Raw genomic sequence first — 25,479 nt, 5'->3', positions numbered from 1 at the left:
TCGGCGGGCACCCGGTGCGCCCATGTGCCCGACTGCGCATACTGCAAGCCTTTGACCTGCGGAACGTTCTTCCCCAACCCCTGCCAGAGGAAGGGGTTGGACCAGCCGCCGGTCCACACGGTCGGGAACGGGGCGGCGATTCCGGCCAGTCGGCCGTCGACCTTGATCTGCACCTCGCGGTACGGGCCGTCCGTCGCCTTGCAGGAGTAGGGAGCGGCGTCGGGGACGGTGAGGTACCAGTACTCCTCGCAGCCGCCGCCGGAACCGGTCGCGTACACCTCGGCGACGATGCGTTCGCTGTTGCGCGGGGTGGTGAGGGTGCCGTCCTGGAGGGTGAGTACGCGGTCAGGCGTGCCGGGGGTGTTCTTCGGGACGGGTGTCCCCGCGTAGAACGTCAATGTGACCTTGACGTCGAGGATGCCGGTGTAGGTGTCGTTGACAACGTTTCCGATGAGCATCTCGACGGGCTGAGTGGCGCTCAGGGTGTCGCTGTAGCGCGTGACGTCCTTCTCGACGAACCACTCGATGCCGTCCGGCGAGGGCTGCGGCGTGGAGGTGCGGAGCACTTCGACGCCACCGATGTGGAGGTGACCGAGGCGGTCGTACTGGCGGCCCTTGACCTTGCCGTCCATCCGCAGCACGACCTTGCTCCAGCTCGCGCCGCAGCCGCTCGGGGGCGTGTACGTGCCCGTGTACGGTGTGAAGTCCTTGAACTGGGCCTCGGCGACGGTGACTTCGCATGACTTCCCGCCGACCGGTCTGGTGACGGGCGGAGCGGCGGTGACCGGGTCGTGCCAGTCGGTGCCGAACTCGGCTGGTACGTCGACCGGCTGGGCGGCTGCCACGGCGGACCCGGCGGGGCTCGCTCCCGACGGTTGCGCCCCGAGGAGGGTGCTCGCCAGGAGGGTCGCTCCGGCGAGCATGGACATGAAGATCCGGCTTCTCATGGCCGGTGTTCTACGGGGAGTCGACCCCGCGCGGCAATGAGGCGAACACGCGCCAATCAGGCCGAATCCCCGCCTCTCGCCGGAAAACCGTTTGCCTCCGGCCACGCAATGACGCGAACCTTTCACGGCCCGTTGTCGGCCTTTCCGGCCCCTCCGACCCCCCACATCCACCCCCTCATGCGAGATGCGAGCCACTGGGACGTCATGAAGATTCAAGACCTTCCGTTTCCCGACCCGGGTGTGCCGGACGCGCGCTCGGGCCCCCGATTCCTGTGGTGGCTCGGCCGCAACCAGGTTGGCGGACAGCTCACGGCGCTCGCCTGGGGCCTGCTGCACTTCGTGGCCGTCTCCGGACTGCCGTTCGGCGTCGGGTTCGCCGTCCAGGCCGTCGTCGACCGCTCGGGCGAACGCCTGGCACTCGCGGGCGGGCTGATGGTGCTCTGCGGCATCGCCATCGCGCTCGGCGACAGCATGCTGCACCGGGCCGCGGTCACCAACTGGATCACGGCCGCCGCGCGCGTCCAGCAGCTGCTGGCCCGCAAAACCGCCCAGCTGGGCTCGGCGCTGACGCGGCGGGTGGCAGCCGGTGAGGTCGTCGCGGTGTCCACGGGTGACGTGGAGAAGATCGGCTGGTTCGTGGAGGCCGTCTCCCGGTTCACCGCCGCCGCGGTGACCGTCGTCCTGGTCTGTGTCGGCCTGTACGTCTACCAGCCCGCGCTCGGCATCGTCGTCGCCGTGGGTGTCCCGGTCCTCGCCCTCGCCGTACTGCCGATGCTGCCGCGGGCGACCAAGCGGGCCGACGTCCAGCGCGAGAAGGCGGGCCGCGCGACCGAACTGGCCTCGGACACCGTCGCCGGACTGCGGGTGCTGCGCGGCATCGGCGGCGAGGAACTGTTCCTCGACCGCTACCGCCGGGCCTCGCAGGAGGTGCGGCACGCGGCCGTGCGCAGCGCCCGTATGTGGGCGCTGATCTCGGCGATCCAGGTGCTGCTGCCGGGTCTGCTGATGATCGCGATCGTCTGGCACGGGGTGCACCTGGCCAGGCAGGGCCGGATCACCGTCGGCGAGCTGGTCACCGTGTACAGCGCGGTCATGCTGCTGACGTATCCGCTGCGGCACTTCGAGGAGATCGCCATGGCGTACTCCTTCTCCCGGCCCTCCGCGAAACGGGCCGCGCGAGTGCTGTCCCTGGAACGCGCCACGGACACGGCGGGCTCGCGCGAGGCGTTCGCACCGACCGGGGATCTGTACGACCCCACGACCGGCCTGCTGGCACCTGCCGGGTGTCTGACCGCCGTGGTCTGCGGCGATCCGGACGCGGCGGGGCTGCTGGCGGAGCGACTGGGCGGGCACCCCTCCGAGGAGGGCACGTCTGCGCTCCTCGGAGGGGTACCGCTCGACGAGCTGCCGCTCTCCAGCACCCGCACGGCCGTCCTCGTCCAGGACAAGGACCCGGTGCTGCTGTCCGGTTCGCTGCGCGAGCTGCTCGACGTGCCCGCGTCCGGTGAGGTGAGCGCCGCCGAGGCGCTGGCCGCCGCGCAGTGCGGGGACGTGCTGGAGGCGCTCGTGCAGGGGTCACTGGACGCCGAGGACCCGTTGGACGCGCGGATCACCGAGCGCGGACGGTCACTGTCGGGTGGGCAGCGGCAGCGGCTGGCGCTGGCGCGGTCGCTGATCACTGACCCCGAGGTGCTCGTGCTCGACGAACCGACCTCGGCCGTCGACTCGCACACCGAGGCACGGATCGCGGACGGGGTACGGGAGTTGCGCGCGGGCCGTACGACGGTCGTGTTCACTTCCTCGCCGCTGCTCCTGGACCACGCGGACCGGGTCGTGCTGGTGCACGACGGCGAGGTCGCGGCGGTCGGCGTGCACCGCGAGCTGGTGCACAACGAACCGCGGTACCGGGCCGTGGTGACCCGGGAGACCGAGGACGAGGCGGCCATCGGCCCCCTGCTGGACGAACTCGAAGAACTCGAAGAACTCAAGGAAATCGGAGAGACGGCATGATCGGCGTGGCGCCACCGGCGTACGACCCGGCGGCCCCGACCACGGCAAGCACCCTGCCGGTCGGTGCCTCCGCGACCGTACGCGCCTACGTGGCCGAACTGTTCCGCAGGCACCGCCGTGCCTTCCTGCTCCTGGTCACCGTCAACACGGCCGCCGTGGTGGCCTCCATGGTCGGCCCGTACCTGCTGGGCGACCTCGTCGAGCGGGTCTCGGACGATGCCCGCGAGCTCCATCTGGAGCTCACCGTCGGCCTGTTCGCCGTCGCGTTGGTCGTGCAGGCCGTGTTCGTACGGGAGGTGCGGCTGCGCGGCGCGATGCTCGGCGAGCGGATGCTGGCCGATCTGCGCGAGGACTTCCTCGTAAGGGCGGTCGGGCTGCCGCCGGGCGTCCTGGAACGGGCGGGCACGGGTGACCTGCTCTCCCGCATCACGACCGACATCGACCGGCTCGCCAACGCGATGCGTGAGGCCGTGCCGCAGCTCGCCATCGGCGTGGTGTGGGCGGCGCTGCTGCTCGGCGGTCTCGTCGTCACGGCGCCGCCACTGGCGCCGGCGGTGCTCCTCGCGGTGCCGCTGCTGGTGGTCGGCTGCCGCTGGTACTTCCGGCGCGCGCCGTCCGCCTACCGCTCGGAGGCCGCCGGGTACGCCGCTGTCTCCGCCGTGCTCGCGGAGACCGTGGACGCCGGACGGACCATCGAGGCCCACCGTCTGGCCGACCGCCGGATCGAGCTGTCGGACCGACGGGTCCGGGAATGGACGTCCTGGGAGCGCTACACGCTGTGGTTGCGGTGCGTGCTCTTCCCGGTCATCAACGCCACCCATGTGACCGTGCTGTGCTCGGTGCTGATGATCGGCGGAGTGTTCGTGCTCCAGGGCTGGATCGACGTCGGCCAGCTGACCACGAGCGCGCTGCTCGCCCAGATGCTCGTCGACCCGGTGGGGATCATCCTGCGCTGGTACGACGAGCTCCAGGTCGCCCAGGTGTCGCTGGCCCGGCTGGTCGGGGTCCGGGACATCGAACCGGACGCCGGCGATCCCTCGCTGGCCCCGGACGGGCGGGACGTGCACGCGGACCGGGTGCACTTCGGCTACCGGGAGGGCGTCGACGTGCTGCGCAAGGTGACCCTGGAGGTCGCTCCGGGCACCCGGCTGGCGCTGGTGGGCCCCTCGGGCGCGGGCAAGTCCACCCTGGGCAGGCTGCTGGCCGGGATCTACGCGCCCCGGACCGGCCGCATCACTCTGGGCGGCGCCGAGCTGTCCAGGATGCCCGCCGAGGAGGTCCGCTCGCATGTCGCGCTGGTCAACCAGGAGCACCACGTCTTCGTCGGCTCCCTGCGCGACAACCTCCTGCTCGCCCGCACGGACGCCGGTGACGCCGAACTGTGGGCGGCGCTGGGCGCGGTCGACGCGGACGGCTGGGGCCGGGCCCTGGACGAGGGTCTGGACACCGAGGTCGGCTCGGGCGGTTTCGCGCTCACGCCGGCGCAGGCCCAGCAGATCGCGCTGGCCCGGCTGGTCCTGGCCGACCCGCACACGCTGGTCCTGGACGAGGCGACCTCGCTCCTCGATCCGCGCGCGGCCCGCCATCTGGAGCGGTCCCTGGCCCGGGTCCTGGACGGCCGTACGGTCGTCGCCATCGCCCACCGGCTGCACACCGCCCACGACGCGGACGTCATCGCCGTCGTGGAGAACGGCCGGATCAGCGAGCTGGGCAGCCACGACGAGCTGGTCGAGGCGGGCGGAGCGTACGCGGCACTGTGGCGGTCGTGGCACGGATGACGCACCGGTGACCGGGCAGCGGGACGGCGGCTGGTCCGCTCCGTCCCGTTGCGCGGTCCCGAAGGGGGATGGAACGCTGGAAGCGGCTCCCCGCCCATCAGGGCGGCGCCGAGGCAGGTCCCCACCCACCTGGAGGTACCCGTGGACAGTGACGAGGGATGGGGAGACGCCGTCTACCAACCCGACGGATCCGAGGTACAGGACGACGCGGGCCTGCTGGACGCCGAGGACACCCTGGTCACCGACGGGGTCAGTGATCCCCTCGACCGTGGCTGGTCCCCGCCGGACCGGCCCTGGGCGGTGCAGCGCACCGGTGTGACGGCGGCGGAGGCCCGGCGGGGCGAGACCCTCGACCAGCGCCTCGCGGAGGAGCTGCCGGACATCACGACCCCGGACGGCGACGGCATCGGCGACTGCGCGGGCACGGACGGCGAGCCGCTGGACAACGAGGTGGGCACCGCCCGCTCCGGCCGCCTGGTGGCCCCGAACGAAGGCGCGCACGAGGACGAGGAGAGCGGGCTGATCGCCACCGACGTCGGCATCGACGGCGCGGCGGCCTCGGCCGAGGAAGCCGCGATGCACATCGTCGACGAGGACGCCCTGTCCGGCTGACCGACCGGCTGCCCTGGAGCACCGACCACCGTCCGAGCGAGGAGAACAGCAATGCAGCAGGACAAGCAGCCCGCCTACCACCCGGTCGTCTTCCGCGACCGGGCCGCCGGATACGCCTTCCTGACCCGGTCCACCGCGACGAGCGAGCAGACCATCGACTGGGACGACGGCGAGACGTACCCGGTCGTGGACGTGGAGATCTCCTCGGAGAGCCACCCGTTCTTCACCGGGAAGGCCCGGACGGTGGACACCGAGGGCCGCGTCGCCGCCTTCGAACGGCGGTACGGCGGCGGGGCCGGCCAGGGCTGAGCGAGCCGGCCGGGCGGGGACCCCGCACCGGGGCGTCAGATGAAGTTGAGCGCCGCCGCGCAGCCCACTCCCCCGAGCAGCATGAACGCCGGCATGAGCACCTTCAGCTCGACCCAGCTGCCCGCCCGGAACCGCAGCGCCTTCGGCGGACCGATCGGGTACCAGCGCTTGCGGCCGATCGGGATCGGCCACAGGACCGGGCAGCCGGACACCGTCAGCGAGTCCCCGATGTCGTGCACCAGCGCGCCGAGCACGACCGGCAGCCCGAGCCACATGTACGCCTGGCCCGGGTCGGTGAACAGCCAGTCCGCGCCGTTGCCCGGCTTGTCCAGGACACCGGCCAGGATCCAGGCGCTGGTCGCCGCCAGCAGCCAGACCAGGATGTCGGCACTGGAGCCGCGGGTCGCCCGCCACAGCAGGCCCTCGATGGCGAGCACGATGTGCACGAAGAGAATCGCGAGCACCGCCCAGCGGCCCCCGGTGATCGCGGCGGCGGATGCGCCCACACCGATCAGGACCGCCCAGAGCCAGGTGTGTGTCAGCGTCCGGTGCCCGCCCGAACGGCGCGGGTCGCCCTGCTTCTTCGTCGCCTTGTAGACGGCGTACGAGAGCTTGTCGACGATCTCGCAGAGTCCCCTGGAGACGGGCCCGAAGGCGCGCGAGATGGTCGCCGCCTTGTGGTCGAGGTCCGGGGCGAGTGCGGCACCGGCGCAGATCAGGGCACCGACCAGAACGACCGGCCAGGGCATCGGGTTGCCGGCCGCGGCCGCGGCCGCTCCGACTCCGAGCCAGGCAGCGGCCCCCGACAGTGAGTGTGCTGGTCCCATCATGGCCGTTTTCCGCCCTATTCCTCGTACGCCGCTGTCCAGTTGACCGGGTGCGCTGACGCTCCGTCGGCGACACAGCGTAGCGGTCGTGATCTTCGTGCGGGCATCCGATTCCCGCATCACCTGGGATCACAGGCAAGATGGGGGCGTGACCCTCATCGATCAGCTGCCGAAGACCGCAGACCCCGACGCCCTCTACGAAGCCTTCGAGTCGTGGTCCCAGGAGCGCGGTCTCACGCTCTACCCGCACCAGGAGGAGGCGCTGATCGAGGTGGTCTCCGGCGCGAACGTGATCGTGTCGACGCCCACCGGCTCCGGCAAGAGCATGATCGCGGCGGGTGCGCACTTCGCCGCGCTGGCCCGGGACGAGGTCACCTTCTACACGGCTCCGATCAAGGCCCTGGTCTCGGAGAAGTTCTTCGAGCTGTGCAAGATCTTCGGCACGGAGAACGTCGGCATGCTGACCGGCGACGCGTCCGTCAACTCCGACGCCCCGGTCATCTGCTGCACGGCCGAGGTGCTCGCGTCGATCGCCCTGCGCGACGGCAAGCAGGCGGATGTCGGCCAGGTCGTGATGGACGAGTTCCACTTCTACGCCGAGGGCGACCGCGGCTGGGCCTGGCAGATTCCGATCCTGGAGCTGCCGCAGGCGCAGTTCATCCTGATGTCGGCGACGCTGGGCGACGTCTCGATGTTCGAGAAGGACCTCACCCGCCGCACCGGCCGCCCGACCTCGGTGGTCCGCTCGGCGATCCGCCCGGTTCCGCTGTCGTACGAGTACAGGCTGACGCCGATGACCGAGACGCTGACGGAGCTGCTGGAGACCAGGCAGGCACCCGTCTACATCGTGCACTTCACGCAGGCGCAGGCGGTGGAGCGGGCGCAGGCGCTGATGAGCATCAACATGTGCACGCGCGAGGAGAAGGACCGGATCGCCGACCTGATCGGCAACTTCCGCTTCACCACCAAGTTCGGCCAGAACCTGTCCCGCTACGTCCGGCACGGTATCGGCGTCCACCACGCCGGCATGCTTCCCAAGTACCGCCGCCTGGTCGAAAAGCTGGCCCAGGCTGGCCTGTTGAAGGTCATCTGCGGCACCGACACCCTCGGGGTCGGCGTCAACGTGCCCATCCGCACGGTGCTGTTCACGGCTCTGACGAAGTACGACGGCAATCGCGTACGGAACCTGCGCGCGCGTGAGTTCCACCAGATCGCCGGCCGGGCGGGCCGCGCGGGCTTCGACACGGCGGGCCTCGTCGTCGCGCAAGCGCCCGAGCACGTCATCGAGAACGAGAAGTCGCTCGCCAAGGCGGGCGACGACCCGAAAAAGCGCCGCAAGGTGGTCCGCAAGAAGGCGCCCGAGGGGTTCGTCGGCTGGACGGAGAGCACCTTCGACAAGCTGATCACCTCCGATCCGGAACCGCTGACGTCCCGCTTCCGGGTGACGCACACGATGCTGCTGTCGGTGATCGCCAGGCCCGGCAACGCGTTCGACGCGATGCGCCATCTGCTGGAGGACAACCACGAGCCGCGCAAGCAGCAGCTGCGGCACATCCGGCGCGCGATCGCCATCTACCGTTCGCTGCTGGACGGCGGCGTCGTCGAGAGGCTCGACGAGCCGGACCCGACCGGCCGCATCGTGCGTCTGACCGTGGACCTGCAGCAGGACTTCGCGCTCAACCAGCCGCTGTCCACCTTCGCGCTGGCCTCGTTCGAGCTCCTGGACCCGGAGTCGCCGTCGTACGCGCTGGACATGGTGTCGGTCGTCGAGTCCACGCTGGACGACCCGCGCCAGATTCTCGCGGCCCAGCAGAACAAGGCGCGCGGTGAGGCCATCGGGGCGATGAAGGCGGACGGCGTCGAGTACGAGGAGCGCATGGAGCGCCTCCAGGACGTCTCGTACCCGAAGCCGCTGGAGGAGCTGCTCTTCCACGCCTACGACACCTACCGCAAGAGCCACCCGTGGGTCGGCGACCATCCGCTCTCCCCCAAGTCCGTCATCCGTGACATGTACGAACGGGCCATGACCTTCACCGAGTTGGTGTCGCACTACGACCTGGCCCGCACCGAGGGCATTGTGCTGCGCTACCTCGCCGGGGCCTTCAAGGCCCTCGACCACACCGTCCCGGACGACCTCAAGTCCGAGGACCTGCAGGATCTGATCGCCTGGCTGGGTGAGATGGTCCGCCAGGTCGACTCCAGCCTCCTGGACGAGTGGGAGCAGCTCGCCAACCCGGAGGTGATGACCGCCGAGGAGGCCCAGGAGAAGGCCGACCAGGTCAAGCCGGTCACGGCCAACGCGCGTGCCTTCCGTGTCCTCGTCCGCAACGCCATGTTCCGGCGTGTCGAGCTGGCCGCACTCGACCAGGTGAACCTGCTGGGCGAGTTGGACGGCGAGGCCGGCTGGGACGCCGACGCGTGGGGCGAGGCGATGGACAAGTACTGGGACGAGTACGAGGACCTCGGCACCGGACCCGACGCCCGTGGGCCCCGGCTGCTGATGATCGAGGAGGAGCCGCAGAACAGGCTGTGGCGCGTCCGGCAGGCCTTCGCCGATCCGAACGGCGACCATGACTGGGGCATCAGCGCGGAGGTCGACCTCGTCGCCTCCGACGCGGAGAGCCGCGCCGTCATCAAGGTCACCGCCGTCGGCCAGTTGTGAGGACAGGAGAACCGCACCCATGACGAACGCAGCCGAGAGACTCGTCGACCTGCTGGACCTGGAGCAGATCGAGGTCAACATCTTCCGTGGCCGCAGCCCCGACGAGTCCCTGCAACGGGTCTTCGGCGGCCAGGTGGCGGGCCAGGCACTGGTCGCGGCGGGGCGCACCACGGACGGCGAACGTCCGGTGCACTCGCTGCACGCGTACTTCCTGCGCCCGGGCCGGCCGGGCGTGCCGATCGTGTACCAGGTCGAACGGGTGCGTGACGGCCGGTCGTTCACGACCCGGCGGGTCACGGCCGTGCAGCAGGGCCGCACGATCTTCAATCTCACCGCCTCCTTTCACAAACCAGAGGAAGGCAGCTTCGAACATCAGCTGCCGCCGGCCCGGAAGGTCCCGGATCCGGAGTCCCTGCCGAACGTCACCCAGGAGATCAAGGAGCATCTCGGCGCGCTGCCCGAGCAGTTCGAGCGTATGGCGCGCCGTCAGCCCTTCGACATCCGTTATGTGGACCGGTTGCGCTGGACCGCCGAGGAGGTCCAGGAACTGGAGCCGCGCAGCGCGGTGTGGATGCGCGCGGTCGGTCCGCTGGGGGACGACCCGCTCGTCCACAAGTGCGCGGTGACGTACGCCAGTGACATGACGCTTCTGGACGCCGTCCGTCTCCCGGTGGAGCCCCTGTTCGGTCCGCGGACCTTCGACATGGCCTCGCTGGACCACGCCATGTGGTTCCACCGGCCGTTCCGCGCGGACGAGTGGTTCCTGTACGACCAGGAGTCCCCCATCGCCACGGGCGGGCGCGGGCTGGCCCGTGGCCGGATCTACGACGTCGAGGGCAGGCTGCTCGTCTCCGTCGTCCAGGAGGGGCTGTTCCGGAAGCTGGCCTGACGTCACCTCGTCCTGTTCAGACTCGCGCGGGGCGCTTGCGGTCCCGTGCGGGGCGCGGGTTTCTGCCGCGCAGGCGGCCCAGCAGACCACGTGCTCGCACGGGTTCCTCGGGCTGGATGTGCGGGGGCGCGGACCGGACGTGTTCCTGTCCGGACTCTTCGTACGCCTGGTGCGCCGATTCGGGCCGAGGCGTCTTGGTGTGGGGCGGCGGGGCCTGTTCCGACCTGGGGCGTGGTGCCGGACGGTGGTCACGGGCTTCGGCCAGGGTGCAGGTCAGGTCTGCACGCAGCCAGCCGATCTCGTCCGGGTCGTCCGCCGTCATGATCCGCTCGGCGAGATGCGCCGTGGGCGATCCCGGTACACCACGGGTCGGCCGGTCCGGCCGGAAGCGGTTCAAGTGGGCACGTTCGTACGGGTCGTTGACGATTTCCGCGACCTGGGCGGGGTCGAGGAAGGATGCCACGATCGCGGCCCGCGCCCACGGGTCGTCGGCCTGTCGGAGCAGGAATCCCAGTTGCCGGCCCCGCCAGTTGCGTGGCCGTAGGTCGAGGCCCGCTTCGAGCCGGTCCCGCGCGCCCGGGGAGGTGCGGCCGGTGAGCAGCGGGGCGGTGTCCTTGCCGGCGGCGAACTGCCGTAGTTCGTCGGCGAGATACAGCCAGACCACGACCCGGTAGCGGTTGAGGTAGAAGGTCACCGGCGTCACCAGGCCCAGCCGTGCGAGGCGGGTGAACCGGGCGGGCGTCACGTCCATGAGTTTCGCGCCGTCGCCCGTGCCCACCGTCCGGACGCGTTCGCGCAGCGTCTCCGGGAAGCGTGCGTCGTTGCGCAGCCGGTCGATCTCGTCGCGGCTGACACGCCCGCCACCCCCTTCGTCAGGGATGCTCCGGACGCACCCGAGATGGACGGCGAGGTCGAACTCGCGTCGTTTCAGTCCCAGTTCGCGTGCGGCGCGGCTCGGCGCGAAGGGTGCGCCGGCGGGGCGGAGTGTGCCGGTGACCGGTACGGCGGCGGTCTCGGTGGGTTGTGCGGTGTCGGTGTCGGACATGGTCGGTCTCCCCCGTGGAGTGGCTGGCCCGCGCCGTGTGCGCTTGCCTCGGGAAAACCGTAGCCGGTTCGGCGTCTCGCCCGACGAGCCTGTGGATAACTCTTGGCGAGATGACGTATTCGCAGGTCAGGTGTCTGACACCGGAATATGTTCGGGCTGCCGGGCGTCCACGTCGAGGTGTTCGCCGACGCGATTGACGAGCAGTGTCATCTCGTACGCGATCTGGCCGATGTCGGCCTCCGCGCCGCTGAGTACGCACAGACAGCTTCCGGTGCCGGCCGCCGTGACGAACAGCACCGCGTCGTCGAACTCGATCATCGTCTGACGTACCTTGCCCGCGCCGAAGTGACGTCCCGAGCCCTTCGCCAGACTGTGCAGGCCCGACGACACGGCGGCGAGGTGCTCTGCGTCCTCACGTCGAAGTCCGGTGCTCGCGCCGGTCACCAGCCCGTCGTTCGACAGGACCAGTGCATGTCGTATGTGTTCGACACGCTCGGTCAGATCGTCCAGCAGCCAGCCAAGTCCTTGGTTCTGAGCCATGTTCCTGATCTCCCCGTGCGGCAGGTCCCCCAAGCCGGAGGATCCGGTCAGTCAGCCTTCCTGACGGCCGCCCTCCGAGCAAGCAGGATGGGTGCATGGCACAGAAGATGACCGACGAGGAATGGCGGGCTTTCGTCTCGCACGGCACCCGCACCGGAAAGCTGTCGACCGTCCGGGCCGATGGAAGCCCGCATGTGGCTCCCATCTGGTTCCTGCTCGACGGCGACGACCTTGTGTTCAACACCGGGAAGAACACGGTGAAGGGGCGCAATCTGGCCAGGGACGGCCGGGTCGCCCTGTGTGTGGACGACGACCGGCCGCCGTTCGACTTTGTCGTGGTGCAGGGCCGGGCCACGCTGTTGGAGGATCTCGACGACGTCCGGCACTGGGCCGCGCGCATCGGCGCACGGTACATGGGTGAGGAGCGGGCCGAGGAGTTCGGTGCCCGCAACGGGGTTCCGGGTGAACTGCTCGTCCGGGTGCGCGTCGAGAAGGTGCTGGCGCAGACCGCCGTCGCCCACTGAGGACAGCATCGGCCCAGCACCCTCACCCGAGGTCCTCGCATCAGCTCACGGAGTCGAGCAGCCGGGCGGTGTGCATCCGCCCGGCGTACTCGACCAGCCGGATCAGCACCTCCTTGCCCGAGTCCCGGTCACGGGCGTCGCAGAGCACCACGGGCGTGCCCTGGTCGAGATCGAGGGCGCGCGACACATCCTGGGCGCCGTAGGTGCGGGCGCCCTTGAAGCAGTTGACGGCCACCACGAACGGGATGTGCCGGTGCTCGAAGTAGTCCACCGCGGGGAAGCAGTCCTCCAGCCGGCGGGTGTCCGCGAGGACGACGGCGCCGAGGGCGCCCTGCGACAGTTCGTCCCACAGGAACCAGAAGCGGTCCTGGCCCGGTGTGCCGAACAGGTACAGGGAGAGGCCGGAGCGGATGGTGATGCGGCCGAAGTCCATGGCGACGGTCGTCGTGACCTTCTGGTCCACGCCGCCGGTGTCGTCCACCAACTGGCCCGCCTCGCTGAGCAGTTCCTCGGTGCGCAGCGGCCGGATCTCGCTGACCGCGCCCACCAGAGTGGTCTTGCCCACGCCGAATCCACCGGCGACCAGAATCTTCAACGCCAGGGCGGACGTATCGCCGTCCGTGTCGTCGGAGTGTTCGGAGACCATCGATCACTTCTCTCGGGAGTGCCGGCAACGGTCGCTGCTGTGAGGGGTGTGCGAAGGCAGCATCATGGCAACTGCCGCTCCCCGCCGGGGGATTGGACCGCTATTAGCCCGATGTGACCGGCCCGCGCCCATTCGGTGCCCGGAAGGATGCACAACTCGGCGTGGTCCGTGTGCTTGCGCGTCTCTCATCTACAGCGCCCTCAGTCCTTCGATCACCTCGCGCAGAATCCGTTCGTCGGGCAGCTGCGCGGGCGGCACCGGAAGGCTGACGGTGACGCAGCCCAGTTCCAGAAGGTCTCCCAGTAACACCCTGACCACCCCTACGGGGAGGTCGGCGCCCGCGGAGAGTTCGGCGACAGACTGCGTCTCCGGACGGCACAGGTCGATGAGGGCCCGGTGCTCGGGGCCGAGCGCGGTGTCGTCGTCCATGTGGGGCGCGCCCGTGTCGAGCGTGACGAGCGCGATCAGGTCGAAACGCACCCCTGTGGGGCCCGACTTGGTGCGTCCGCCCGTCATGGCGTACGGACGGACGAGGGGTCCGGCCTCGTTGTCGTACCACTGGCTGCCCGGGTCCTGCAGGGTGCCTGTCATGTCCTCGGTCATCTGCACGGACCGCCCTCTCGCCTCATCCGGCGGCGGGCGGGCGGGCCGCTGTCCGCGGCGCCGTGTAGAGGTGCTCGCCCACGCGTTTCACCAGCCGTGCCATCTCGTACGCGACCAGGCCCATGTCGGCCGTCGCGGCGGTGAGGACGGCGAGGCAGGAGCCGTCCCCCGCGGCGGCCACGAACAGGAAGCCGTCGTCCATCTCCACCATGGTCTGACGCACTCCGCCGGCGCCGAAGTGCCGGCCGGCGCCCTTGGCCAGGCTGTGAAAGCCGGAGGCCACTGCGGCGAGGTGCTCCGCGTCCTCGCGCTTGAGGTCGGTGGATGCGCCCACCGCGAGTCCGTCGTTGGACAGCACCACCGCGTGCCGTACGTCGCTGACGCGCAGCACCAGATCGTCCAGCAGCCAGTCGAGTTCGCCGGACCGCCGGTCCGCCCTTGTACTCGGGTCCTTGATCATGCGCGGTCTCCTCCGCTGCTGTCGCTGCCCGTTCCGGGGCCTGGGGTGGCACCGCTGCCGGGTGACCTGCCGCCGCCGCGCACCCAGCCGTCGCGGTAGGCGGCCATGCGGTCCCGTACGGCTTCGGGGGTGCGCTTCTCCTCGCTCCGGAGAGCCGACGCCGGGGCGGGCTCTTCGGGGCGCTGTTCGCGCAGTTGGGGGGCGAGATTCGCCTGTCGGACGCGCCGCGGGAGGTCGTCGGACTCCTCCGCGTCGCCGGGGCCGGGGTCCTCGGGTGGACGGTGCAGCCGCAAGGTGGTGACTCCTGGCGGTGGGGTGTCGGGGGCGGCGGTCGCCGCCGGGGCCTGTGCGGGAGCCACCAGTGCGGGGCGGTCCGCCGGTGCCTGGACCGGTTCCTGGTGCGGGGCGGTGGCAGCGGGCACGCGCGCGTACTCGCGTTCCACGGCTCGTTCGCGGTCCACCGCTGCCCGGGGGGAACGTTCCGCCGCACCGCCGTGCAGGAGTGCCGTGGGCAGCAGGACGACCGCGGTGGTGCCGCCGTAGGGCGAGGTACGCAAGTGGACTTTGATGCCGTGCCGCGCTGCGAGCCGGCTGACCACGAAGAGACCGAGCCGGTCGCTGTCGAACAGGTCGAGCGTCTCGGACTGTTCGATCCGGCGGTTCGCCTGGGCAAGAGTCTCCTTGCCCATCCCGAGTCCCCGGTCCTCGACCTCCACGGCGTAGCCGTTGCCGACCGGTTCGCCGGTGACGCGCACCCTGGTGTGGGGTGGGGAGAACTGGGCGGCGTTCTCGACGATCTCGGCCAGGAGATGCGTGAGGTCGGCGACGGCGGCGCCGACGACGGACGCCTCGGGGAACTGGCGTACCTCCACGCGCGCGTAGTCCTCGACTTCGGAGACTGCGGCGCGGACCACGTTCGTCAGGGAGACCGGCAGGCGCCAGGCGCGTCCGGGTGCCGCTCCGGAGAGGATGATCAGGCTCTCCGCGTGGCGCCGCATACGGGTGGTGAGGTGGTCGAGGCGGAACAGGTCACTGAGTTCGTTCGGGTCGTCGGACCTGCGCTCCATGCTGTCGAGGAGGCTCAGTTGGCGGTGGACCAGGGTCTGACTGCGGCGCGCGAGGTTGACGAAGACCCCGGAGATGCCGCTGGCCAGCTCCGCACGTTCCACGGCAGCGCGCAGGGCGGCGCGGTGCACGGTACCGAGTGCCTCCGCGACCTGTTCGGTCTCGTCCTCGGCCGGCGGGCCGGGGGGCGCCTCGGCCCGGATGTCGATCTCCTCTCCGGCGCGCAACTTCAGCATGGCCTGCGGGAGTTTGTGGCGGGCGATCTCCAGGGCCCTGTTGCGCAGACTCACCAGCTCGACGACCAGGCCACGTCCGATGCGTACGGAGATGACCAGGGACGCGGCGACGGCGGCGAGGCCGAGCAGCACCGCGGCACCGGCCGGGGTGAGCAGGCCCCGGGTGAACGGGTCGGCCCGGTCCGCGACATCGCGGCCCGCGTCCGCCTCGATGGCCCGCATACCGCCCTGCACGCGCGCGTGTGCCCGGGTCCACGTGGCTTCGGGCGCCGCGGCGATCGCCCTGGCGCCCGGACGGGCGCCGAGCACCCTGTCCTCGACGGCGCCCAGAGAGGCGTAGGCGCTGCCTGTCGCGAGGGCCTGCCAGGCGGTTCGTTCCGGGCCGCGCAGGTCGGAAGCGGCGGCTTCGACAAGGCTGCGGCGGGTGTCGACGGCTCCGGTGAACAGCCTCAGCCTCCGGCCGTCCAGGCCCCCGGCGAGCCGCGCCCCGGCGACGACGGCGTCCTCCTGGGCCAAGGCCTCCGCCGCGCGGGAGAATTCGAGCAGTACGCGCGCGTCGGAGCCGAGTTCGGCGTCCTGGATACCGGTGAGCGCGCCGCCGACCGCGAAGGCCGTCGAGATGGTCCCGGTGTACCTCGCGTACGTCTCGGCCCATCCGGTACGGCGTTCGAGTACCGAGGTCCGCAGCGTGCGCAGTTGTTCGACGCCGGCAACGAAGGTTTCCAGCCGGTCCGCGACTCCGGCGGGCAGTTCCTCGCCGTCGGCGACGGTGTTGCGGTCGCCGAGGCGCAGTTTCGCCACAGCCCGGTCGGTGCGCTCCCCGAGCGTCCTGAGGTCGATGCCCGGGACGGCGGCCGGATCGGTGGCGTGCCCTACCGCGACCACGCGTTCGGCCTGGAGCGCCGCGACGGCGGCGGCGACCGGCGCGCGTACCTGGGAGTCGACACGCTGCAACTGGCGCAGCCGGGCGACGTCCTGGGCGGTGGTGACGGTGGCGGACGCCCACAGGGCGAGCAGGGAGACGACCGGCACCATCAGAAGGCAGACGATCTTGGCACGCACGGTGCCGGGTCGTACACGCCAGCGTCCCGCAGGCATGGGTATCTCCTCCGGCTGGGCACCGAGGGGGTCTTCGGAGCCCTCGTCGGCCGGCGGACCGGCGTGCGCGCGGCGTCCGCGCACCGGGGGCGGGGGCGCCGTCCCGGCGCCGGCTCTGGGGGTCCTACGGGGTGTACGCATGGCCTCCTCGCTCGTGGTGGTTCGGGGGCGTGCACCGGGCCGTCGCCGGCCCGGTGATCGCCGCTAACGGGCAGCGACGCTCTCGACCGGGCGCTGGGCCGCCGCTGATGCCTCGCGTTCCCCTGCCGTCGGCGACAGCGCGACGAACGCCGAGGTCAGGAAGAGATACGACCCGAGGCCGACGGCGAGGGGGAAGATGAACTGCATCGCCGTGGCCCCGGGCAACACCTCGCCGGAGGGCGCCACGTCCACGTGCACCGCGAGCATCCCCGTGTAGTGCATGCTGCTGACCGCCGCCCCCATGACGAGCGAGGCGACGGTCACCGCGATCGGCGACTTGATGTTCAGCGCCGCCCACAGAGCGGCGGTGGCCGCGACGACGGCGATCACCACGGAGAGAGCGACGAGCGCCGGGTCGTAGTTCACGTGGCCGTGCAGCCGTACCGCCGCCATACCGAGGTAGTGCATGCTCGCGACGCCCAGCCCGGTGGTGAGTCCACCGACGAAGAGCGCGCGGGCACGGTCGTGTCCGTAACCGACGGCGAAGACCCCGGCGGAGACGACGGCCATGGCGACGACGAGGCTGAGAATGGTCAGCGGCACGTTGTAGCGGATCTCGGTGCCCGCGACGCCGAAGCCGAGCATGGCCACGAAGTGCATGGTCCAGATGCCGGTGCCGATCGCGGAGGCCGCGGTGACGAGCCAGTTGCGGCGCGAACGCCCGGTGGCGGCGAGCGCGCGAACCGTGCAGCGCAGCCCGAGGGCGGCGCCGATGCAGGCCATCGCGTATGACAGTACGGGGGTCAGCCAGCCGAAGGTGGCGTGGTCCAGGTGTCCCATGACCACGGGACGCTAGTGGGGGCATGAGCGCGCAAAGGGGGCGCATTTCGAAAGGTGTTGAAATATGACATAGAAATGCGCCTGAACGATCGCGCACAGCTCGAACATGCGCGCCCTGGGGTCCTTCTCGTCAGTGCGGGATCATGCGGAACATGAGCGACGACCACACACACGTCCAGGATTTCTTCACCGCCCGCGCGGCCGACTGGGACAGCCGGTTCCCCGACGACGGACCCGCCTACGCCGAGGCCGTCGCCGCGCTCGGACTGCGCGAGGGGGCCCGTGTGCTGGATGCCGGCTGCGGCACCGGACGGGCCCTCACGCCGCTGCGTGCGGCCGTGGGGCCCTCAGGGCTGGTCCTGGGAGCGGATCTGACCCCGGCCATGCTGGAGGCCGCGGTACGGGCCGGACGGGGCCTCGACGGACAGCTGCTGGTCGCCGACGTGGTCGGCCTTCCGCTGCGTTCGGAGTCGCTCGACGCCGTGTTCGCCGCGGGCCTGATCGCACACCTGCCGCATCCCGCCGACAATCTGCGGGAACTCGCGCGCGTGGTGCGCCCCGGCGGCACGCTGGCACTGTTCCATCCGATCGGCAGGGCCGCGCTGGCCGCCCGGCAGGGTCGGCGGATCACCCCACAAGACCTGCGCGCCGAAGCCAACCTCGGTCCGCTGCTGGCCGGTTCCGGGTGGCACCTGACGTCGTACGCGGACGAGGACGCCCGGTTTCTGGCGCTGGCTGTCCGGCAGGCCTGACGTCGGTCCTCTTCTGCCGCCGCAATTCCGACCCTACGTTGGGTATGAACAGATGAACGATCAACCAGGGCACCACACAGGGGGAAGGTGGTCCACATGTTCGGCGGACTCCAGAAATCGTTCACCAGGTTTCTCCGTTCCTGGCGCACGGAAGCGGGCCCGAGTCAGAAGAAGCGCACCCACAATCTCTTCGAAGCCGCCGCCGTGTACGTATCGGCGTGTGCGGAGGACGACCAGGACCAGATGGACGAGGCGGTGACCTGGGTGTCCCCGGAGGCGCTGTCGTTCGGGGTGAACGAGCTGGCCTGCCGAGCCGTCATCGCACTGGCCAGGGAGCGCGACGAGTCGCCGCGGACCGTGGCCCGGGAACTCCTCGGACTGCCGGTGGCGTGACCGAAGTGGGTACATCCGGTCGATTCGCTCCGGTCCAGCAGGAAAGCAGCAGCTCCGACCGGGGTGGGAAGTCGTGACAACGGCCGTCCGCTCGGATTAGGGTGCGCGCCGATGGACGGAACCGATGGGGAGGCTGGGATGGCAGAGACGGACGAGGAGGCCGTCGCGACCGCGGACGACGCGCTCTATGTGCTCACGGCGATACTGCTGACGCCCGCGCAGTTCCCGAGCGTGCTGGGCGACGACTATCCGGAGGCCTGCGCGGCGCTCGACCTCGCACCTCTCGCCGACGGGTACGGACTGGTGCTCGGCCAGGACGGCGACGGCGCACGGTGGACGGTGGTCATCGACGACGTCTCCCTGGTCGCCGTCGCGATCGCGTCGTGGGACTGCGGAATGGAGTACGACCTGTCCCCGGAGGAGCACACGGTCGTTGCCGCCCTGCCCGGCTGGCCTCTCTCGGTCGCCGTATCGGCACCTGACGTGCCCGCCCCGCACGACCCGGGCCCCGAGTTCACGGACCGGCCGCCGCTCACTCCGCCGGACACCGCAGTGTGGGGCCCGGCCCAGCGGCGTCTCGGCGCCGACGAGATCGCGCTCCGGTGGGCGACCTGGCGGGAGCAGCTCAGTGACGCCGACTTCACCCCGTCGGGCGGCGGGTCCCCGGCACCCGAGGACGGGCCGGACCTGGCCGAGGCGGACGGGACTGCGGGCACCGCCGACCAGGGCGAGGGCACGGCGGACCGGGCCGAAGGCACCGCGAACCGACCCCGAACCGGCATCCGGCGCGTCCTGGCGGAGGCACGCGCGTACGTGGAGACGCCTCCGCCTCTGGGCCGCGTCCGCTCCTCCTTCGCTCCGGGCGACGCGCGGACGCTGCGCGCCGACGGTCCGGGCTGGTCGATGGTGGCCAGGACCGACGACATCGCCTTCGTCCTCCTCGACGACGAACCCGGCGAGGTGCTGCCGGTGGGCCGGGGCCCGGAGCTGCCCAGCCTCCTCGAAGCGCTCGACAGGATGGCCGTGCGCCCCAGCTGAACCCCGCCCGCCGAACGCCGCCCGGATGCCCTGCTGCTCCGGGCTGCGTTCGGCGCGCCAGTCGTCTCGCGGGCCGTGCGGGGCGTCGGCCGTAGCGTGAGCCGGGCAGAGCCGTCCCGCCGACCGAGCGGGACGTCAGTCGGCGTGCGTCGTGCGCGACACCGGGTGGCTCCTCAGCGGCCGATCTCCCTCTTCCGTGTGACACGGCGCAGCCTGCGCCGCTGTGCGGGGTCCAGCGTGAGATATGCGGCTGCCGGGACTCCCAGCACTATCAGCAGCGCGGCCCACCAGGGCAACCAGATCCACAGGAGGATCCCGGCTGCCACGCCCCCTGCGGCGATCTTCGCGTTCCTCGACATGAGTGTCGCCTCCTTCGCGGCCACTGCCGCTCTCTGCTCTGAGAAACGGGTTCACGCTTCCCACGGTTCCGGACCGCGACCCTGAGACGTCCCTGAGATGCGACCCCTACTCGCCCCTGAGGGGCTCTCCCACCTCGTACATGTGCCGCAGAGCCTGCCGGTACGAGTCGACGAGCCCTGTCTCCGTATAGGGAATACCCATCTGACGGCAGTAGGCGCGCACTGTCGGCTGGGCCAGCCGCAGATGGGGGCGCGGCATGCTCGGGAAGAGGTGGTGTTCGACCTGGTAGTTGAGGCCGCCGAGGAACCAGTCCGTCAGGGCGCTGCCACGGACGTTGCGCGAGGTGAGCACCTGGCGACGCAGATGACCCCAGCGTTCGCCGTCGGGGTCGGGCATCTCCATGCCCTTGTGGTTGGGCGCGAAGGCCATGCCCAGGTGGAGGCCGAACAGAGCCTGGTGGAGGGCGGCGAAGGCGAGTGCCTGCCCGAGCGAGAGGGAGGTCAGCAGCAGCGTCGCGTACGCGACGACGTGGGTCACCAGGAGCAGGGCTTCCACCGCTCGTTCCCGGGGCGCCTGCCGGCGCAGGTCCCTGAAGCCGGAGATCTTCAGGGCGATGCCTTCGAGGAGGGTGAGCGGAAAGAAGAGCCAGGCCTGATTGCGGGTGAGCCAACGCCGGAAGCCGGACCGATGGCGTGCCTGCTCACCGGTGAAGACCAGGACGTCGGCGACGACGTCGGGGTCCTTGTCGACGTGGTTGGGGTTGGCGTGGTGACGGTTGTGCTTGTCGATCCACCAGGAATAGCTCATCCCCAGCAGCAGATCGGCGTGCACCAGACCGATCACGCGGCTCACGGCCTTGTTGCCGGTGATCTGGGTATGGCCCGCGTCGTGGCCTATGAAGGCTGTGCGGGCGCAGAACACGGCGAGTGGCGGGGCGAGGAGCAGCGCCCACCAGGAGCTGCCGATCAGCACGATGCCGGTGACGACGGCGGCCAGGGCGAGCATGTTGCCGGCGATGCCGAGGGTGTACCAGCTGTACCGCCGTTCCAGAAGCCCTTGGCCCTTGATGGTGCGCAGAAGAGGCGCGAACTCGCTGCCGCCGGGCTGCGCGACAGGGATCCCCGGAGGTTCTGCGGCGAGGGCGGCGGCGGTCTGGGGCATGGTCTGTCTCCGGCTCTTCTGGGGATCGGGCTGACCTGAGGAAACGTACGAAGCGGTCACCCCTGGCGACCATGGCGCCACCACCCGTGTTCGTGCGGGGGAAATCCCCGCCCCGGAAAGGGGGTTGATGACACCCCTCGACAAGGTGACCCGGGTCACGACTCGGGCATGCCGGGTCGGCCATCGGGATGCTGTACCCTCGGCGACCCGGACCCCAGTAGTCAAATTTGAGGAATGCGGCCATCGCTGTGCAGAGGATTCCCGCGGCAACACCGTCCGAGATCTCCGAACTGGCCCGCTGCTGCGCCGTGTTCGTGCCCGCCGATCCGGCCCGCACCAGCGGTGTCGCCTTCTGGCAGCCGGACGGCGACGCGCCGCCCACCGTCACATCCGGGACCGTCGACGAGCTCACCGTGGTTCTGCCGGGCCAGAGCGGTGTCGAGCCGGTACGGGTGACCGCCGTCCTGCTCCCGGTGCGTACGGCGTTGCCGGTCCTCACGCGCGCGCGTGCGGCCCCCGCGTGCCACCGGGCGACGGCCTTCTGGGGCACCGCGGCCGTTCTCGCCCTTCAACTCGCCGCACGCGGGCTGCTGTTGCCCGGCCTCTCCGCCAAGGACCACGACGCCTGGCGAGCCGGTCCGCTGAGCGAGCCGGACGTGGAGCGCGTCCGTGAACTCGCCGCCGCGATGCCTCCGGAGGCGCACGCGGTGCCATTGGAGGGCACCGAACCGCCGCGGCTGCCCGACCCGGAACGGCTGCTGCGCGCCTTCCTGGACGCGGTGGCCGACGCGCTGCCCCGCTCCCCCGCCGCCGCGCTCGCCACGGGCGGGCCCGCCTACGCGGCGCGGGACCCGCAGCATGTGCCGGAGCAGCGCGCGTGGGCCGCCGAGGTCGCCGCCGGGCACGACGCGGGCGTACGGATCTCGCTCCGCGTCGAGGTACCGGGGCTGGCGTCGGCCGGGCCGGACGAGGCGGCCCTGCGGTTCCGGGCCGTGCTTCAGGTGCACAGTGTGAGCGAACCCGGGCTCGTCGCGGACGCGGCCGAGGTCTGGGCGGGAACCGGCAGCACCGGCCGCGCCTTCGCCCCGCGCGCGCGGATGGACGCTCTGCTCGCGCTGCGCCGCGCGGGCCGCGCCTGGGCGCCGCTCATGCCCCTGCTCTCGGCGGCCGTACCGGACGCCCTCGAACTGGCCGACGAAGAGGTCACCGAGCTGCTCGGGGAAGGCGCCCGCGTCCTCTCGGCCGCCGGCGTCGAGGTCCACTGGCCCAGGGAACTGGCACGCACGCTGACGGCCCGCGCGGTCGTCGGCCCGCAGACTGACGGCCCGCCGGACGACGGCACGGGCCCCGGGAAGGTCACGTCGGACACCCCGTCGTTCCTGTCCGCCGACGCGCTGCTCGCCTTCAACTGGTGGTTCGCACTGGGCGACCAGCAGCTCACTCGGGAGGAGCTGGACCGGCTCGCCGAGGCGAATCGGCCCATGGTGCGGCTGCGCGACCAGTGGGTCCTCGTCGACCCTCAGGAGGTTCGCCGCGCGCAGGCGCAGCAGGACCGCAAGGTCACGCCCGTCGACGCCCTCAGCGCCGCCCTGACGGGCTCCACGGAGGTCGACGGGCGCCAGGTCGAAGTGCAGCCCACCGGGTGGCTGGCGGCCCTGCGGGACCGCGTCTCGGACCCGGAGGCGCAGGACCCGGTCGGTCAGCCGGCCGCTCTCGCCGCCACGCTGCGGGACTACCAGCTGCGAGGCCTGAACTGGCTCGCGCGGATGACGTCGCTGGGGCTCGGGTGCTGTCTGGCCGACGACATGGGCCTCGGTAAGACGATCACGCTGATCGCGCTGCATCTGCACCGGCAGTCCGACCCGTCGGCGGCGGGGCCCACGCTCGTCGTCTGCCCGACATCCCTGATGGGCAACTGGCAGCGCGAGATCGAACGGTTCGCGCCCGGTACGCCCGTACGCCGCTTCCACGGATCGAGGCGCAGCCTGGAGGCCCTGGCGGACGGCGAGTTCGTGCTCACCACGTACGGCACGATGCGTCTGGACGCGCAGCGGCTGGCCGGGGTGCCGTGGGGCATGGTCGTGGCGGACGAGGCACAGCACGTCAAGAACCCCTACTCGGAGACGGCACGGGAACTGCGTTCCATCGGCGCACGCGCGCGCGTGGCGCTCACCGGTACCCCCGTGGAGAACAACCTGTCGGAGCTGTGGGCGATCCTCGACTGGACGACGCCGGGGCTGCTGGGCCGGCTCGGCACCTTCCGCTCGCGGTACGCGCAGTCCGTGGAGGGCGGCCAGGACCCGGCCGCCGCGGAGCGTCTGGCCCGGCTCGTCCGTCCGTTCCTGCTGCGGCGGCGAAAGTCCGACCCGGGCATCGCTCCCGAGCTGCCGCCGAAGACGGAGACCGACCGCGCCGTCTCGCTCACCAAGGAACAGACAGGGCTGTACGAGGCCGTGGTGCGGGAGACGCTGGCGGAGATCTCCGGCGCCGACAGCATGGCCCGGCGCGGGCTGATCGTGAAGCTGCTGACCGGCCTGAAGCAGATCTGCAACCATCCCGCGCAGTTCCTCAAGGAGGACCGGCCGAAGATCGCGGGACGCTCCGGAAAGCTGGAACTGCTGGACGAACTGCTCGACACCATCCTCTCCGAGGGAGCGAGCGTTCTGGTCTTCACCCAGTACGTGCAGATGGCGCGGCTCCTGGAACGGCATCTGGCGGCACGCGGAGTGCCCACGCAGTTCCTCCACGGCGGCACACCCGTCGCACAGCGCGAGGCGATGGTGGAGCGCTTCCAGGACGGCGAAGTTCCCGTCTTCCTGCTGTCGTTGAAGGCCGCGGGAACGGGCCTGAACCTGACCAGGGCGGAGCACGTCGTGCACTACGACCGCTGGTGGAACCCCGCGGTCGAGGCCCAGGCCACGGACCGCGCGTACCGCATCGGCCAGAACCGCCCCGTGCAGGTGCACCGGCTGATCGCGGAGGGCACGATCGAGGACCGCATCGCCGAGATGCTGAACCGCAAGCGGGCGCTGGCCGACTCGGTGCTCGGCGCCGGCGAGGCCGCGCTCACGGAACTGACGGACGCCGAGCTGGGCGACCTGGTGCGACTGCGAGGGGGCGCGCGATGAATCAGCGCAATGGTGACGAGTACGACGGCGATGCGTACGAGGGTGACGCGTCCGGCAGTGAACTGGAGCGCACCTTCGCGGCGCTGCCGCCCCCGCCCGGGCGTGCTTTCGCGGAGACGTGGTGGGGGCGGGCCTGGCTGAAGTCGCTGGAGGACGCGGCGCTGGACACCGAACAGGTACGGGCGGGCCGTCGGCTCGCGCGCGCGGGCGCCGTGGGCGCCGTGTCGGTGCGCCCGGGACGCATCACCGCGGTCGTCCAGGACCGCGACCGCACCACGCACCGCTCCGACGTCCTGTTGCAGGAGCTGTCCGACGAACAGTGGGACCGTTTCCTGGACATGGCCGTCGAGCGGGCAGGTCACATCGCGGCGCTGCTCGACCGGGACATGCCGCCTCACCTGGTGGAGGACTCCGCGGCCGCCGGAGTCGAGCTCCTGCCCGGCCTGGGCGATCTGGAGCCGGAGTGCGACTGCGGCGCCTGGGACCACTGCGGTCATACGGCCGCTCTCTGCTACCAGGTGGCACGACTGCTGGACCAGGATCCGTTCGTCCTGCTGCTGATGCGGGGGCGCGGCGAACGCGCCCTGCTGGACGAGGTGCAGAACCGCAGCGCCATACCCGATGACGCCGCTGCCGGCGCCGCCGCCGAGCCCGAGGGCGTGGACGCGGCGGAGGCGTACGCGGCCGGGGACATTCTCCCGGCGCTGCCGGCCCCGCCCCGGCTGCCCGAAGCGCCCGGGATACCCCCGGCCCTGGACACCGAGGCACTGCCCGCGCCCGGGGTGGACCCGGCCGCGCTGGAGTTCCTGGCCGCGCGGACGGCCGTAGAGGCGCACCGGCTGCTTGCCGAGGCGCTCGGGACCGGTCATGAGCAGCGTCCGGTCGAGGCGGAGGCGACGGTCGCGCAGGACGCGGTCCGACTGGCCGCGGGCAGCCCTTCGGGGGCCGTTTCGGAGCGGCTCGCGGAGGGGTCGGGCCGTAGCCGGGAGCAGTTGGCGTCGGCTGTCCGTGCCTGGCGGCACGGCGGTAGCGCGGCGCTGTCGGTGCTGGAGGAGGAATGGACGGTCGAGGGCGAAGTGCTCGCACGGGCGCGTGCCGCGCTCGACGCGGCCTGGGACGAGGACGAACGGCCGGCGCTGCGGGCGGCGCGCAACCGGTGGACGGTGGTCGACGCGGGCAGCCAGCTGCGCCTGGGGCGTGACGGTCGCTGGTGGCCGTACCGGAAGCAGAGCGGCCGTTGGGTGTCCGCCGGGCCCGCCGCTCAGGACCCGGCGACCGCGTTGGCCGCGATGGAGCACGCGGCCGCTGAGGAGTCTCCCTAGGAGCCGGGAAGCGAGTCCGGGGCGGCGCTCCCGCAGTGGCCGCAGGGACGCGCGAACCGGTCGATCGAGAGGCACGCACGCGTGGACCGCGAT

The 25,479-nt window shown here is 71.2% G+C and carries 23 protein-coding genes; 12 read left to right on the top strand and 11 right to left on the bottom strand.

Going from position 1 to position 25,479, the window contains the following annotated elements; all coding sequences use genetic code 11:
- Positions 1-947, bottom strand: a 947-nt coding sequence (locus ACH4TV_RS38500; protein WP_398405974.1) for a peptide-N4-asparagine amidase, incomplete at its 3' end; no start/stop codon positions are given.
- A gap of 204 nt (positions 948-1,151) precedes the next feature.
- On the opposite strand from ACH4TV_RS38500, the gene ACH4TV_RS38495 reads away from it, so the two are divergent.
- From ACH4TV_RS38495 to ACH4TV_RS38480, 4 genes are all read left to right on the top strand, one after another.
- A complete protein-coding gene (locus ACH4TV_RS38495; RefSeq protein WP_398405973.1) occupies positions 1,152-2,957 on the top strand; it encodes an ABC transporter ATP-binding protein in 1,806 nt (601 codons plus the stop codon).
- Complete coding sequence (locus tag ACH4TV_RS38490) at positions 2,954-4,735, top strand: ABC transporter ATP-binding protein (RefSeq protein WP_398405972.1); 1,782 nt, start codon at positions 2,954-2,956, stop codon at positions 4,733-4,735. Before ACH4TV_RS38495 ends, ACH4TV_RS38490 begins: the two co-directional genes overlap by 4 nt.
- Positions 4,736-4,876: 141 nt before the next feature.
- Complete coding sequence (locus ACH4TV_RS38485) at positions 4,877-5,347, top strand: DUF5709 domain-containing protein (protein WP_398405971.1); 471 nt, start codon at positions 4,877-4,879, stop codon at positions 5,345-5,347.
- A gap of 51 nt (positions 5,348-5,398) precedes the next feature.
- Complete coding sequence (locus tag ACH4TV_RS38480; RefSeq protein WP_398405970.1) at positions 5,399-5,656, top strand: type B 50S ribosomal protein L31; 258 nt, start codon at positions 5,399-5,401, stop codon at positions 5,654-5,656.
- 35 nt (positions 5,657-5,691) lie between these two features.
- Here the strand turns inward: ACH4TV_RS38480 and ACH4TV_RS38475 are convergent, their stop codons facing one another.
- A complete protein-coding gene (locus tag ACH4TV_RS38475) occupies positions 5,692-6,486 on the bottom strand; it encodes a metal-dependent hydrolase (RefSeq protein ID WP_398405969.1) in 795 nt (264 codons plus the stop codon).
- A 145-nt stretch (positions 6,487-6,631) separates the two neighbouring features.
- Here ACH4TV_RS38475 and ACH4TV_RS38470 point away from each other — a divergent pair, with 145 nt between their 5' ends.
- Positions 6,632-9,145, top strand: coding sequence for a DEAD/DEAH box helicase (locus ACH4TV_RS38470; protein WP_398405968.1), 2,514 nt, complete (start codon positions 6,632-6,634; stop codon positions 9,143-9,145).
- 19 nt (positions 9,146-9,164) lie between these two features.
- The gene (locus tag ACH4TV_RS38465) at positions 9,165-10,034 is read left to right on the top strand and encodes an acyl-CoA thioesterase (protein ID WP_398405967.1); all 870 of its coding nucleotides are present in this window, start codon (positions 9,165-9,167) and stop codon (positions 10,032-10,034) included.
- A 16-nt stretch (positions 10,035-10,050) separates the two neighbouring features.
- Here the strand turns inward: ACH4TV_RS38465 and ACH4TV_RS38460 are convergent, their stop codons facing one another.
- Positions 10,051-11,079, bottom strand: coding sequence for a DUF6397 family protein (locus ACH4TV_RS38460; RefSeq protein ID WP_398405966.1), 1,029 nt, complete (start codon positions 11,077-11,079; stop codon positions 10,051-10,053).
- Between the two features lie 126 nt (positions 11,080-11,205).
- Complete coding sequence (locus tag ACH4TV_RS38455) at positions 11,206-11,619, bottom strand: roadblock/LC7 domain-containing protein (RefSeq protein WP_398405965.1); 414 nt, start codon at positions 11,617-11,619, stop codon at positions 11,206-11,208.
- 95 nt (positions 11,620-11,714) lie between these two features.
- On the opposite strand from ACH4TV_RS38455, the gene ACH4TV_RS38450 reads away from it, so the two are divergent.
- Entirely contained in the window at positions 11,715-12,143 is a 429-nt protein-coding gene (locus ACH4TV_RS38450; RefSeq protein ID WP_398405964.1) for a PPOX class F420-dependent oxidoreductase, read from the top strand.
- Between the two features lie 40 nt (positions 12,144-12,183).
- Here ACH4TV_RS38450 and ACH4TV_RS38445 read toward each other — a convergent pair whose 3' ends face one another.
- The 5 genes from ACH4TV_RS38445 to ACH4TV_RS38425 form a co-directional block, all read right to left on the bottom strand.
- Positions 12,184-12,789, bottom strand: a complete 606-nt coding sequence (locus ACH4TV_RS38445; protein WP_398405963.1) for a GTP-binding protein — start codon at positions 12,787-12,789, stop codon at positions 12,184-12,186.
- 189 nt (positions 12,790-12,978) lie between these two features.
- Complete coding sequence (locus ACH4TV_RS38440; protein ID WP_398405962.1) at positions 12,979-13,392, bottom strand: DUF742 domain-containing protein; 414 nt, start codon at positions 13,390-13,392, stop codon at positions 12,979-12,981.
- Positions 13,393-13,414: 22 nt separating this feature from the next.
- Entirely contained in the window at positions 13,415-13,852 is a 438-nt protein-coding gene (locus tag ACH4TV_RS38435) for a roadblock/LC7 domain-containing protein (RefSeq protein WP_398405961.1), read from the bottom strand.
- Positions 13,849-16,392 carry a nitrate- and nitrite sensing domain-containing protein gene (locus ACH4TV_RS38430; protein WP_398405960.1) on the bottom strand — a complete coding sequence of 848 codons (2,544 nt, stop codon included), beginning with the start codon at positions 16,390-16,392 and terminating at the stop codon, positions 13,849-13,851. Before ACH4TV_RS38430 ends, ACH4TV_RS38435 begins: the two co-directional genes overlap by 4 nt.
- Before the next feature lie 63 nt (positions 16,393-16,455).
- Positions 16,456-17,232: an MHYT domain-containing protein gene (locus ACH4TV_RS38425; RefSeq protein WP_398405959.1), complete on the bottom strand. Its 777-nt coding sequence runs from the start codon at positions 17,230-17,232 to the stop codon at positions 16,456-16,458.
- Positions 17,233-17,375: 143 nt separating this feature from the next.
- Here ACH4TV_RS38425 and ACH4TV_RS38420 point away from each other — a divergent pair, with 143 nt between their 5' ends.
- The 3 genes from ACH4TV_RS38420 (at position 17,376) to ACH4TV_RS38410 (ending at position 19,415) form a co-directional block, all read left to right on the top strand.
- Complete coding sequence (locus ACH4TV_RS38420; protein WP_398405958.1) at positions 17,376-17,984, top strand: class I SAM-dependent methyltransferase; 609 nt, start codon at positions 17,376-17,378, stop codon at positions 17,982-17,984.
- A gap of 96 nt (positions 17,985-18,080) precedes the next feature.
- A complete protein-coding gene (locus ACH4TV_RS38415) occupies positions 18,081-18,377 on the top strand; it encodes a hypothetical protein (RefSeq protein ID WP_398405957.1) in 297 nt (98 codons plus the stop codon).
- A 138-nt stretch (positions 18,378-18,515) separates the two neighbouring features.
- The gene (locus ACH4TV_RS38410) at positions 18,516-19,415 is read left to right on the top strand and encodes a hypothetical protein (RefSeq protein ID WP_398405956.1); all 900 of its coding nucleotides are present in this window, start codon (positions 18,516-18,518) and stop codon (positions 19,413-19,415) included.
- 173 nt (positions 19,416-19,588) lie between these two features.
- Here the strand turns inward: ACH4TV_RS38410 and ACH4TV_RS38405 are convergent, their stop codons facing one another.
- Positions 19,589-19,774, bottom strand: coding sequence for a hypothetical protein (locus ACH4TV_RS38405; protein ID WP_398405955.1), 186 nt, complete (start codon positions 19,772-19,774; stop codon positions 19,589-19,591).
- Positions 19,775-19,880: 106 nt separating this feature from the next.
- On the bottom strand, positions 19,881-20,936 hold the full coding sequence (locus tag ACH4TV_RS38400) for a fatty acid desaturase family protein (RefSeq protein WP_398405954.1): 1,056 nt from the start codon (positions 20,934-20,936) through the stop codon (positions 19,881-19,883).
- 248 nt (positions 20,937-21,184) lie between these two features.
- On the opposite strand from ACH4TV_RS38400, the gene ACH4TV_RS38395 reads away from it, so the two are divergent.
- The gene (locus ACH4TV_RS38395; RefSeq protein WP_398405953.1) at positions 21,185-24,064 is read left to right on the top strand and encodes a DEAD/DEAH box helicase; all 2,880 of its coding nucleotides are present in this window, start codon (positions 21,185-21,187) and stop codon (positions 24,062-24,064) included.
- Positions 24,061-25,386: an SWF or SNF family helicase gene (locus ACH4TV_RS38390; RefSeq protein ID WP_398405952.1), complete on the top strand. Its 1,326-nt coding sequence runs from the start codon at positions 24,061-24,063 to the stop codon at positions 25,384-25,386. Before ACH4TV_RS38395 ends, ACH4TV_RS38390 begins: the two co-directional genes overlap by 4 nt.
- Positions 25,387-25,479 lie beyond the last annotated feature (93 nt).

This window comes from Streptomyces sp. NPDC020898, from assembly GCF_044333925.1.
GTDB lineage: Bacteria > Actinomycetota > Actinomycetes > Streptomycetales > Streptomycetaceae > Streptomyces.
This window is presented reverse-complemented; position numbering and strand designations above follow the sequence as displayed.

What these genes read in the sequence shown, in the direction of transcription:
- ACH4TV_RS38495 (WP_398405973.1), top strand. Translation starts at nt 1,152, where the DNA reads ATGAAGATTCAAGACCTTCCGTTTCCCGACCCGGGTGTGCCGGACGCG.
- ACH4TV_RS38475 (WP_398405969.1), bottom strand. Translation starts at nt 6,486, where the DNA reads ATGATGGGACCAGCACACTCACTGTCGGGGGCCGCTGCCTGGCTCGGA.
- ACH4TV_RS38420 (WP_398405958.1), top strand. Translation starts at nt 17,376, where the DNA reads ATGCGGAACATGAGCGACGACCACACACACGTCCAGGATTTCTTCACC.
- ACH4TV_RS38450 (WP_398405964.1), top strand. Translation starts at nt 11,715, where the DNA reads ATGGCACAGAAGATGACCGACGAGGAATGGCGGGCTTTCGTCTCGCAC.
- ACH4TV_RS38415 (WP_398405957.1), top strand. Translation starts at nt 18,081, where the DNA reads ATGTTCGGCGGACTCCAGAAATCGTTCACCAGGTTTCTCCGTTCCTGG.
- ACH4TV_RS38410 (WP_398405956.1), top strand. Translation starts at nt 18,516, where the DNA reads ATGGCAGAGACGGACGAGGAGGCCGTCGCGACCGCGGACGACGCGCTC.
- ACH4TV_RS38445 (WP_398405963.1), bottom strand. Translation starts at nt 12,789, where the DNA reads ATGGTCTCCGAACACTCCGACGACACGGACGGCGATACGTCCGCCCTG.
- ACH4TV_RS38490 (WP_398405972.1), top strand. Translation starts at nt 2,954, where the DNA reads ATGATCGGCGTGGCGCCACCGGCGTACGACCCGGCGGCCCCGACCACG.
- ACH4TV_RS38460 (WP_398405966.1), bottom strand. Translation starts at nt 11,079, where the DNA reads ATGTCCGACACCGACACCGCACAACCCACCGAGACCGCCGCCGTACCG.
- ACH4TV_RS38455 (WP_398405965.1), bottom strand. Translation starts at nt 11,619, where the DNA reads ATGGCTCAGAACCAAGGACTTGGCTGGCTGCTGGACGATCTGACCGAG.
- ACH4TV_RS38405 (WP_398405955.1), bottom strand. Translation starts at nt 19,774, where the DNA reads ATGTCGAGGAACGCGAAGATCGCCGCAGGGGGCGTGGCAGCCGGGATC.
- ACH4TV_RS38435 (WP_398405961.1), bottom strand. Translation starts at nt 13,852, where the DNA reads ATGATCAAGGACCCGAGTACAAGGGCGGACCGGCGGTCCGGCGAACTC.
- ACH4TV_RS38425 (WP_398405959.1), bottom strand. Translation starts at nt 17,232, where the DNA reads ATGGGACACCTGGACCACGCCACCTTCGGCTGGCTGACCCCCGTACTG.
- ACH4TV_RS38465 (WP_398405967.1), top strand. Translation starts at nt 9,165, where the DNA reads ATGACGAACGCAGCCGAGAGACTCGTCGACCTGCTGGACCTGGAGCAG.
- ACH4TV_RS38480 (WP_398405970.1), top strand. Translation starts at nt 5,399, where the DNA reads ATGCAGCAGGACAAGCAGCCCGCCTACCACCCGGTCGTCTTCCGCGAC.
- ACH4TV_RS38440 (WP_398405962.1), bottom strand. Translation starts at nt 13,392, where the DNA reads ATGACCGAGGACATGACAGGCACCCTGCAGGACCCGGGCAGCCAGTGG.
- ACH4TV_RS38400 (WP_398405954.1), bottom strand. Translation starts at nt 20,936, where the DNA reads ATGCCCCAGACCGCCGCCGCCCTCGCCGCAGAACCTCCGGGGATCCCT.
- ACH4TV_RS38430 (WP_398405960.1), bottom strand. Translation starts at nt 16,392, where the DNA reads ATGCGTACACCCCGTAGGACCCCCAGAGCCGGCGCCGGGACGGCGCCC.
- ACH4TV_RS38390 (WP_398405952.1), top strand. Translation starts at nt 24,061, where the DNA reads ATGAATCAGCGCAATGGTGACGAGTACGACGGCGATGCGTACGAGGGT.